At 60.9% G+C, this 10,069-nt stretch carries 10 protein-coding genes; 3 read left to right on the top strand and 7 right to left on the bottom strand.

Annotated elements, in window-relative coordinates; translation table 11 throughout:
• The 4 genes from SH809_07685 to SH809_07670 all read right to left on the bottom strand — a co-directional run.
• A partial coding sequence (locus SH809_07685) for a hypothetical protein (protein MDZ4699570.1) occupies positions 1-229 on the bottom strand: 229 nt, incomplete at its 3' end.
• 95 nt (positions 230-324) lie between these two features.
• Entirely contained in the window at positions 325-1,680 is a 1,356-nt protein-coding gene (locus tag SH809_07680) for a type II secretion system F family protein (GenBank protein MDZ4699569.1), read from the bottom strand.
• Between the two features lie 881 nt (positions 1,681-2,561).
• Positions 2,562-2,987: a hypothetical protein gene (locus SH809_07675; GenBank protein MDZ4699568.1), complete on the bottom strand. Its 426-nt coding sequence runs from the start codon at positions 2,985-2,987 to the stop codon at positions 2,562-2,564.
• A gap of 172 nt (positions 2,988-3,159) precedes the next feature.
• On the bottom strand, positions 3,160-3,624 hold the full coding sequence (locus SH809_07670) for a hypothetical protein (GenBank protein ID MDZ4699567.1): 465 nt from the start codon (positions 3,622-3,624) through the stop codon (positions 3,160-3,162).
• Positions 3,625-4,357: 733 nt separating this feature from the next.
• On the opposite strand from SH809_07670, the gene SH809_07665 reads away from it, so the two are divergent.
• Positions 4,358-4,672 carry a DUF4342 domain-containing protein gene (locus tag SH809_07665; GenBank protein ID MDZ4699566.1) on the top strand — a complete coding sequence of 105 codons (315 nt, stop codon included), beginning with the start codon at positions 4,358-4,360 and terminating at the stop codon, positions 4,670-4,672.
• A 153-nt stretch (positions 4,673-4,825) separates the two neighbouring features.
• On the opposite strand, the gene SH809_07660 is transcribed toward SH809_07665, so the two are convergent.
• On the bottom strand, positions 4,826-6,328 hold the full coding sequence (locus SH809_07660) for an HTTM domain-containing protein (GenBank protein MDZ4699565.1): 1,503 nt from the start codon (positions 6,326-6,328) through the stop codon (positions 4,826-4,828).
• Positions 6,329-6,551: 223 nt separating this feature from the next.
• Here SH809_07660 and SH809_07655 point away from each other — a divergent pair, with 223 nt between their 5' ends.
• On the top strand, positions 6,552-7,553 hold the full coding sequence (locus tag SH809_07655) for a threo-3-hydroxy-L-aspartate ammonia-lyase (GenBank protein ID MDZ4699564.1): 1,002 nt from the start codon (positions 6,552-6,554) through the stop codon (positions 7,551-7,553).
• A 1-nt stretch (position 7,554) separates the two neighbouring features.
• Positions 7,555-8,358 carry a TIGR02757 family protein gene (locus SH809_07650; protein ID MDZ4699563.1) on the top strand — a complete coding sequence of 268 codons (804 nt, stop codon included), beginning with the start codon at positions 7,555-7,557 and terminating at the stop codon, positions 8,356-8,358.
• A gap of 185 nt (positions 8,359-8,543) precedes the next feature.
• Here the strand turns inward: SH809_07650 and SH809_07645 are convergent, their stop codons facing one another.
• Both SH809_07645 and SH809_07640 read right to left on the bottom strand, forming a co-directional pair.
• A complete protein-coding gene (locus SH809_07645) occupies positions 8,544-9,059 on the bottom strand; it encodes a flavin reductase family protein (GenBank protein ID MDZ4699562.1) in 516 nt (171 codons plus the stop codon).
• Between the two features lie 56 nt (positions 9,060-9,115).
• The coding region (locus SH809_07640; protein MDZ4699561.1) for a DnaJ C-terminal domain-containing protein at positions 9,116-10,069 on the bottom strand (954 nt) is incomplete at its 5' end.

Here is a 10,069-nt window from a genome sequence, read left to right as displayed (position 1 = left end):
CGCGGCCCCGCGTGCGGGTGCTGGTGGTGCGGACGGGGCCATCGCCGGGCACGGGTGCGCCATGGCTGAACAGCGACGCCGCATCGCGCCGGGCGGCATGGCTGCCCGGGTCTTGCCGGCCCGCCGGTGGGATCGGAGCATTGGCTCCGGTTCCGGCATCGGGCGCCGGCGGAATGCCCGTGGTGCGAGGCTTTCCTTCGTCTTTTGCGCCTTTTCGCTTGAACAGCATGCTCGAACAACCGCGGTTAATGGCGAGATCTCAGCTCATGTACTCGAAATCTCAGGTACTCGACATCTCATGTACTCAAATTCCCCCTATCCGTTTCAGCGCCCCATGATGTCGGTGGACGACGGCTGGATGAGGGCGATCTCCGAGGAGATGACGGTCAGGAAACATATCGCGATTGTGATGATAATCGCAACAGCCGTCTGGATCGTCTCAACGGCTCCTTTCAGCTTGAGTGTCGTCTCCTTCTCGTAATAGTCCGCCATCTGCTGGGCGCTTTTCCGGACGTTGCCGGTCTCGGCGCCGCTGCGGAAGCGGGCGATGGCCATCTGGGTGAACACGCCGCTGGCCTCCATCGCGCGCACCAGTTCGGCGCCCTGGGCCACCATCATGGGCACCGTGATCGTCTTGATACGATGCTCCAGGAAAGCGTTCCCGCAGGACTCCGCCGCCACCTTGATCACCGTGATATTCTCCCCGCTCCCCGAATACAGGATGGCGAACGTGCGGCAGAAAATCTCGATGTTCAGTTTGTGCAGCAGCGGCCCGATGACCGGAATGCGGATCATATACTGGTGAAGCAAAAAGCGGCCCTTTTTTGTGTTCGCGAACGTCACGAACCCGCCGATCATCAGGAAGGTGATCAAAAACACCCATCCGTAGTTGGCATCGAACCAGTCCGCAAACGCCAGCGTGGCGGCCGTCATGGGGGGAAGAACAATGTTGTACTGCGAAAACAGGCCGGCCGTGGCGGGGAAGATGTACCAGACGTACCAGATAAATACGGCGATGAGCACGATCATCGTGATGGCCGGGGTGACCATCGCGCTGCGAACGCTCTTCTTGAATTCGTCCTGCCGCTCAAGGAAACGGGCCGTGGAATCGTAAATCTCGGCCATGTTACCGCTTCGCGACGCGATGCCGAGCATGTAGGCGGTAAATTTCCCCAGCGAGTGCTGGTGTTTCATGAACGCCTGCTGGGCTTCCATGCCGCCTTTGAGATCCGTATTGAGATCGCGGATGACCTGCTTGAGGCTTCTGGACGAGACGTCGCCCACGAGCAGGTTCAGGATCTCGTCGAACGGGAGGTGCTCGCGGAGCAAATTGGCGGAGAGGCGGACGAACATGATGACGTCCTGCCGCGGCGGTTTTGTCTGAAAATCAAACAGCTTCTTCTCGACGCGGATGACTTCCAGCCCCATTTTGGTGAGGGCCTTGACGATCTCTTCGGACGAAAACGCCTTCTGCTCGCCGGACGCCACTTCCCCGCTCGGGTGCCGCACCTTATACAGATACGCCCGCCGGCGCTGCAATGCCTGCAGCCGGAACGCGTGTTTTTTGGAGAGCGAGGCCACCTTTCTTTCGGCGGACCGCTTGGTGTTGGCGAACACGGTGCCCTGGATGGGTTGGCCCGAGGTGCCTACGCCGCTGAATTTAAACTCCTGTACTGCCATCGACTTCCCTGATCGTGGTGATCACCTCGTAACTGCTGAACAGACCGCCGGGGAGGTAACGACCTACTTCCCAAAGTCCTTCCCGGATCCCGTACCTACGGAAACCCGGCGACCCGATCAACGCCCACAACAATTGCGCCGGGGCTATTTTACTGAGGATCGGCGGAAATGGGGGGAGGGTAAGCCTGACGAATCCAATGGTGGTTCACATCGGCCATGATACGCCACCCGACTGGCCCCGACAACCGTTCGGATCAGCCTGTGATGTTGCGTTCACAAAGCGCGCACGTCATCCGGAGACCCTTAAGCCCGGCATCGCCGGGCTTTCTTATCGAGCATGAACGCATGGTTAAAGGACAAAATCGCTAATTCCCATATCCGAAGTCATCCCGAGCCTGTCGAGGGACCTCTCGATCGTCCGGGAGGTCCCTCGACAGGCTCGGGATGACTCAATTTGTTGGTGTTTCGCTATCCTGCCTGGTTTTTCGAGTACGTGTACGGTGCTGAGCTGTTTTACAGGAATTCACTACCATTATCGAACAGGGTGTTCATTAGCAACGCAGTGTGGGACCTTTCTCGTCGCGACTGATATGGCCTTTTCTACATGGCAATCATGCATGATTCGGGGCCGCAGGGCCACGCCAAGGCCGCACCGTTCAGACCGAATCCTGTCATGCCGGCAACGCAGGCCACGCGCCACAAAGTTATGGGCCTCAGGCGGATATGCACCAGCCAATCACGCATGTTTAGATGGTATCACACAAGTTCGTTAGAACAGAAAAAGCGGCGAGAGATCCTCAGCCGCTTTTCACGTCGAATAGATGCAAACATCAACTCGCTTTCCTCACCTGAACATTCATCCAACGCTCAACCAGGAACACTCAATCCGTAGGGTTATCTATTTCCCCTGAAAAATCCACTTCTGTCTTCGAGATGGTATCTCCAACTACAGTCACACGAACGCCTACTTCAGGGAACCGTTTGCTAACAGCCACAAAAACTACTTGATCGGCCACACTAAAACCATCGGGATCAATCCAGTATTCCGCATTTTCCGTTTCTTCACCTACAAACAACTGCGCCATGCCGGCGTCGATCAGCGATGAATATTCAGCACCGCCAGGCGTATACGGATCGTTCTTCGTCTTCCAGTAAATGGCATCTGATGCAATCGAGATGCATCGCCCCACCATCACATCAGCATCATGTTGCTTCATGCTGACTTCAGCCATCTGGAATCCAGCGACAACCGCCAATCCAACGATTACTAGACCCATTACCAGAAGGAGTAACTGCTGCTGACCCATGATACTACCAACGTTTCTACTATCTACCGCAAGTAAACTTCCGAATCAGACCTTTTACAAAACTCCACTGGAGAGCATAAAATGGAGACTTTCGAGTAGTTAGACTCATTGGGAAAGGCCTTCCCCGCAATGATTTACGGATCAGATACGAGGAAGGCTATTTCCCGCAACATTACGGCGCTATCGCATTGATCGTCGTACTGATATCTTCAGGGCGAGTACCTGCCACAGTCACAACTACGACGTTTAGATCGCCACCACCACTGGCTATCGGGACACTATTAGCCGTGATAATCAAGTCCTGGGCAGCAGCAATCGTAAAGTAACCATTCAGATTGCAGTAAGAACTCGCGGGTGCGCTCATAGCTGTACAAGCTGCACCGTCGACCTCATACCCCATTTGACCAAGAAGAAGACCTGTAAAGCCGACGTTGAGGGTCTCATCAGCGCCACCACCAAAGGCGGCCGGCTTGAGTTTCCACGCCTGGGCGTCGGATGCGATGCGGATAGCATCATTTACGAGCGCGTCGGCGTTCGCTTTTTTCTTGTTCTCACTAAACGCCTGGATGCCGACGACGACCGCGAGGCCGACGATGACGATACCGAGGACGAGGAGGAGGAGTTGTTGCTGACCCATAGCAGATTCTCCGTTTGTTGGTTGGTTTACGTGTTGTGTTGTATGTACTGGATGGCGCAGCCTCCCACGATACAGTGCAGGGCTACAGGTGGGCATCCACTTATTCCGAAAGCACGCGCCGCAGTGTGAACTATCGGCCGGATCCCGGAAAAACTAAAGCAGGGACACCTCGAAATTAAAACGGCGACACGCCGCGTTCTGCATCAAACGTTGATCCAGAACGTTGCCATCCGCCCTTTACCTTCGCGGGGCGCTAAAAAATAAGAGGACGCCGAGAATAAGATAAAGCCCGACCCTTTCTTGGTATATGAAAAGAAAAGGAAGGAAATTGCGAGATCGAGCTTCCAACATAAGGGTTCGGCGTCCCAGGGGTATCAGACAATGACCCGGTGGAGCGACTATCCTGTATGCGTATACCTGATCGCCCTGCCGGGGCCGGCCCTTCGTGTGAAGGGTCGGTAGATGCCCTGTCGTACCGTGTTTGCGGCACGGCGAAAAGCCTCCTACGTAAGCCCCGCGGCGAACCGTACGGTTCACCGCGCCCTGCATCCCGAGGAATGCGCCATCCGATCAAAGAACTAGACGTCTGGAGGGTGTGGGGAGCGAACCGGGGCCACGCGTACGTTGCAACCTGCTCCCTGCCCACACGTAGTAGAACCGCTCTCCTTGAATATCGTGCCAATCGCGGATACGGCCACTGAACCCGCCGATCCGACAGACGAGGTTACCCGCCATGAACGAATCGACGAAAAGTGCCCGCGTCACCATCCAGGAGCTGAAGCTAAAAACGAATCAGCTCAAGGATAAGGTGACAGAGATCATCGAGGAAGGAAACGCGCGGCGTATTATCGTCAAAAAAGACGGTCGTACGCTGGTTGAATTCCCACTCGCGATCGGCGTCGGCGGAGCCGCCGCCGCACTGCTCATCTCAGCGCCGCTGACGGCCCTGGGTGCACTGGCCGCGTTAGTGGCCGAGGTCCAGGTTATCGTCGAGCGCGTGCAGCCGGATTCGTCCGAAGACGACGAAGCAGCAACCGATGCCGGGTAACGGCATCTTTTTCCACCTCTTGCGCCGCAGGGGTAACGCCGCACCGGCCAACTCCAGAAAGAACGCCCTACCGGGGTGCGCCTCCAGGCACATCCTTCCGGTAAGTGCCCTAAAGTACCGCCTTGGGCGGGCGGAGTTGTCACAAAGCTGTGCTTATTTCATTATTGCTTTGACAAGATCGGCGTCCGGCGGGTATTCGGCCAGCAAATAGGCGGCAACAGGCGACGAGGTAAAATCTGCCCGGGTGGCTTCCCCCATCAGGTATAGCCGAACGGACTCCGGTTCATCCCCCGTCGTGTTTGCCCCGTGCCGCCTGAAATACGCCGCCGCTTCGGGCCCCAGTACCGACGGTTTGTCCATCACGGCTTCCAGGTATTTGCGCCAGCGTTCGTTTTTGTAGGTGGCGGCGATGTCGTCGGGGCGTTCCCAGGTAAGCTCGGCGTCCCGAAACAGGTCTCGCGTCGCCCCGCTGGCGTAACGCCCCTCCACTACATACCAACCGTCGCGGGTTGGCGGAGCGGGCGAAAACATATTCCAGCGCTGAATGATGCGCAGCGCCTCCCCGGTCGGCTCGAGGTACCCAAAAAAGGTGTTGTAATACCTTTCGCTCATCACGTGAGCCGTGAGCATGTTGGCCGACAGCATATACACCAGCACCAAGACAGAGGCCAGGGTGGCAATCAGACCCGGCTCTCCGGATCGGGCGGGACCAACTGAGCGGGGAGCGAGTCGCCGAAGGCGGGGCAAGTGCCTCACGGCCAGCCGGCGGAAGGTGTCCCCCGTTCCCAGCCGGCTCAGGCGATCCCAGAACGCAGCCGGCAACACCAGCAGCCACGCGGCCATGCAAACGAAAGGGTAGGGGCCAATCGTCAACGTCATGGCCAGACCGGCATGAAACGCGATAAAGCCCAGCCCGGCCAATGTGCGCCAGAACCCAATCCAGATAGGAATAAAGGCCATCATGGGGCCATACAACTCCAGGTAGTAGGTGCCGCGGCTGAGCAGGTGGAGCACGCCATCGGGTAAACCGAGCAACCACTGGCCGGCTGGACGCGCGAGGTAGTCCAAGTTTAACGCGAGATGGAGCGCCGTGGCTTCCTCAAGCCATACCTCTTCCGACTTAAACATCACCGTGAACCAGTACACGAGGCAGATCTGTAGCACGATACCCAGCGTGGCGACAGAGAGATGGTAGCCGTCGTCGCGCTCATGCCGCCCCGCCAGCGCATCCAGGGACCATCGCGCTCCGAGGGGTAAAAACAGGCTCCACAGGAGCAGGTTGAGCAGCAGCCAGTCCCCCCCGTTGAGCACGAGCGGGTTTCGCGTGTGTAGACTGAGCGTGAGGAGCCAGAGCGCGCATGAGGCCACCCGTGTGTGGTACCCGGCCATATAGGCCAGGGTGGTGATGGCCGCGGCAACAAACAGGGCGGCCTGCCACCAGAGGCTGCCCGAGAGCAGATGAAGCGATAACGCCCAGGTATCGGGATAATAGGCAAAATAGAAGGCGCGGGGGAGCACACCGGCGTCGGAATAGTGCGCGGAAAACGCCGTGGCGCGTACCGCCAGATCCACGAGTACAATCAGGCCGATAGCCACCCGGAACGCGGCAAGCGCACGAAAGTCGATCCCGAAGAGACGCTCGACGGTACGGTACAAAGGACTTGGGGGCGTCGTGGCGGTCATAGGCCGTTAACTGTTTGATAGAGAATAGGACCTTGGAGGCTTCACAATAAAAACGGCACCCTTTGACGAATCTCACGCCTCATTAAAGATAGATTGTAGAGACGCCCCGGTGGGGCGTCTCCCGCCTATTGTTTGTCAACGCCATTGCCCGTTGTACATTGTGCCGACCTGGTATGTCATCGAACCCGTCCATTTTATGTCGATCCCACTCCTGCCCCTCCCGGAAACCGCCCTGGCCGTCACCTTCGCCGATGTCCAGGCGGCGGCGGAGCGGATCGCCGGCTCGGCGCACCGTACGCCCGTCCTGCGCAGTTCCACCCTCAACGAGCGGTTGGGGGCGGATGTCGTGTTTAAGTGCGAAAACCTGCAGCGGGCGGGGGCTTTCAAGTTTCGGGGGGCGTTTAACGCGTTGAGCCGGCTGGACGACACCCAGCGCGCGCGCGGCGTGCTCGCCTACTCGTCCGGCAACCACGCCCAGGCCGTTGCCCTGGCCGGGCGTGTGCTCGGGATTCCCCGAACCATCATCATGCCGAACAATGCGCCGGCCGTAAAACGCGAGGCAACGGAAGGCTACGGCGCCACCGTCATCACGTACGACCCGGCCGTAGAATCGCGCGAAGAGCTGTCGCGACGGATCGCGGCCGAACGCGGGTTGACACTGATTCCCCCGTACGACCACGCGGACGTGATCGCCGGCCAGGGCACCGCGGCGCTCGAGTTGTTCGAGGACGTGCCGGCGCTCGACGCCCTGATCGTGTGTTGCGGCGGCGGAGGGTTGCTCAGCGGGTCGGCCATTGCCGCCCGGGCGCTGGCGCCCGACTGCCGGGTAGTGGGGGTAGAGCCCGACGCCGGCGACGACGCCTGCCGGTCGTTCCACACCGGCACGTTGCACACCGTCCGCAACCCGGACACCATCGCCGACGGCGCGCGCACGCCCTCGCTCGGAACCCTCACCTTCCCCATCGTCCTCCAGTGTGTGGACGACATGGTATCCGTGTCGGACCGCGCCCTGGTCGATGCCATGCGGTTTATGTGGGAGCGGATGAAGATCGTCGTGGAACCCACCGGTGCGCTGGCGGCGGCGGCGCTTATGGAGGGCCTGGTGCCGGCGCGGGGCCGGCGGATCGGGGTGATTGTCAGTGGTGGGAATGTGGATCTGGCGGCCATCCTTCCGCTCCTTACGAGCAGGCAATCGTAACGTGACCCCCACCCTCTCCGCCTACCTCGACCTCCTCGTCCGGCGCTTCGAGCAGCCGGATTTTATCCCTTCGGACCCGATCTCGGTCCCCCACGCGTTCGACGACCCGGGCGACCAGGAGATTGCCGGCCTCTTCGCGGCGCTCCTGGCCTGGGGGCAGCGGGGGACGGTGCTTCGTAAGATGGACGAGTTGTGCGGGCGGATGGGGTATCAGCCCCACGCTTTTGTCCTCCACTACACCCCCGAGCGCGATGCGGAGTGCCTCGCCGGCTTCAAACACCGCACCTTCCAGCCGGCCGACGCGTGCTGGCTGGTCCATGCCCTCTCCGCCGCCCTCCACCGATACGGCAGCGTCGAGGCGATCTTCCTGGCCCACCTCCCGCCGGATGCGCCCCATATCGGGCCGGCCATCCAGGGGTTTAGCGATACCCTCCTCACGATCCTCCCGGACACCCCACCCCGCCTGGCGAAACACCTCGCCCGGCCGGCGGCCGGCAGCGCCTGCAAACGGCTGGCCATGTACGCCCGGTGGATGGTGCGGCCCGGACCCGTCGACCTCGGCATCTGGCGCGGCATCCGCCCGGACCAACTCATCCTGCCGGTGGACGTCCACGCCGGCCGGCAGGCCCGCGCCCTCGGGCTCCTCCAACGCCAGACGGACGACTGGCGCGCCGCCCAGGAACTGACGGAGGCGTGCCGGCGCCTCTGCCCGGAAGACCCCTGCCGCTACGACTATGCCTTTTTTGGAGCCGGCGCGTACGAGGTCGAACTGGATAAACGGTTCGTGGTGGGCGTTACGCGTTGAACGTGTACACGTTTAACGCTAAGAAACCTTGAGATTTGCCTATTTCACAAATAACAAGTCATCCCCGCGAAGGCGGGGACCCAGAAAAAAGCCAGTCTGACGGCTGGGTCCCCGCCTTCGCGGGAGCCTGCCCCCGGCATTGATCGGGGGATGACCAATCATTGGGCTTTGAAATCTCAACGTATCTAAACCGGGCTCGTCGCCCGGACTTCGGCGCCGGGGATGCGGTAGGACTGGCGGTAATACAGCAGCGGAAGGGCGTCGAGGGCGGGGTCGAGGATCGCTTCGACCTCGGCCAGGACCAGCGAGTGGTCGCCGGCGGGGTACACGGCATAGCGCCGGCAGATGAGGACGGCCAGCGCGTCGCTCAGCACCGGAAGTCCGTCGAAGTCCGTGTGCGCGATGTCGACGAACTGAGAGCGCGAGGCCAGGTCCGGCTGCGCGAAATGCCGGCTCACATCCACCTGGCCGGCGTGTAACACATGGATCGCAAACCGGTCCGCCGCCGCCACATGCGGGTGGATGGAGGATTCGATACCCACGTTAAACGACACAAGCGGCGGATCGAGGGAGACACTCGCGAACGAACCGATCGTCACCCCGCGAGGGCCGTCGGCGCCGGCGAGCGTGACAACAGTGACAGGCGACGGCACGTGGCGCATGACCGCGCGCAACGCCCTGCTGTCGATGGGGCTATTCATGCAGAACCTACGAGGGAACGGCCAGGGGGTGGACCGGGTGCGGGTGGGGCGCCGGATCAGGAAAAGACGTCTTTCACTTTACTGAAGAACGACTTGCGGTCCTCCTCCTTCCCCGGTTTCGGGATGAAAGACGGCGACGTGCGGTATTCCTCGAAGAAGCGACGCTCTTCGTCCGTTAGCGTTTTGGGGGTCCATACGTTGATGCGGACCATCTGATCCCCCCGGCGGGTGCTGTTGAGTTCGGGCAGCCCGCGTTCGCGCATGCGCAGCACCTTGCCGGACTGCACGCCGGCGTCGATTTCCAGGCGGGCGCGGCCTTTCAGGGTCGGGACCTCCACCTCGGTGCCAAGGGCGGCGTCCGGGAAGGAGATGTGCAGGTCGTAGTAGATATCCAACCCCTCGCGGGAGAAGTGTTTGTGGGGGACCTCCTCGATCTCGACGCGCAGGTCGCCCGTGCCGCCGCCGCGAACGCCGGCGTTGCCGGCGCCGCGCATGGTGAGGTAGTTGCCTTCGAGGACGCCGGCGGGGACCGGGATCGCGATCGTCTCCTCCCCTTTCAGCCGCCCCTCGCCGTGGCATTTCTTGCAGCGGTCGTTGATCGTCCGCCCCTCGCCCTGGCACGTCGGGCAGGCCTGCACGTTCACGAACTGGCCAAACACCGAGCGCGTCACCTGGCGGATTTCGCCGGTACCCTGGCAGGTCTGGCAGGTGGAATAACCCTCTTTGCCGGCCTCGGCGCCCGAGCCGGTGCAGGTGTCGCACGAGACGAACTTGCGGACCTTGATCTTCTTTTCCGCGCCCTCGCTGATGTCCTCGAAGGTGAGTTGGAGCTTGATGCGGAGGTCGCCGCCGGGCCGGCCGCGCTGGCGCGTCCGGGGGCGGGCGCGGCCGCCGAATACCTCGTCGAAGATGCCGCCGCTGCCGCCAAAGATGTCGCTGAAGGCGCTGAAGATGTCGTTGATATCCTGGAAACCCTGCTGACCGGTGCCATTGCCGCGCACGCCGGCGTG

The sequence above is a fragment of the Rhodothermales bacterium genome, from assembly GCA_034439735.1.
Taxonomy (GTDB): Bacteria; Bacteroidota; Rhodothermia; order Rhodothermales; family JAHQVL01; genus JAWKNW01.
The sequence above is the reverse complement of the archived record's forward strand: the minus strand, read 5'-3'. Positions and strand labels throughout refer to the sequence as shown.

Excerpts from the sequence above, each read along its gene's own strand:
- SH809_07675 (MDZ4699568.1), bottom strand. The coding sequence starts at position 2,987 with ATGGGTCAGCAGCAGTTACTCCTTCTGGTAATGGGTCTAGTAATCGTT.
- SH809_07670 (MDZ4699567.1), bottom strand. The coding sequence starts at position 3,624 with ATGGGTCAGCAACAACTCCTCCTCCTCGTCCTCGGTATCGTCATCGTC.
- SH809_07645 (MDZ4699562.1), bottom strand. The coding sequence starts at position 9,059 with ATGAATAGCCCCATCGACAGCAGGGCGTTGCGCGCGGTCATGCGCCAC.
- SH809_07680 (MDZ4699569.1), bottom strand. The coding sequence starts at position 1,680 with ATGGCAGTACAGGAGTTTAAATTCAGCGGCGTAGGCACCTCGGGCCAA.
- SH809_07655 (MDZ4699564.1), top strand. The coding sequence starts at position 6,552 with ATGTCGATCCCACTCCTGCCCCTCCCGGAAACCGCCCTGGCCGTCACC.
- SH809_07665 (MDZ4699566.1), top strand. The coding sequence starts at position 4,358 with ATGAACGAATCGACGAAAAGTGCCCGCGTCACCATCCAGGAGCTGAAG.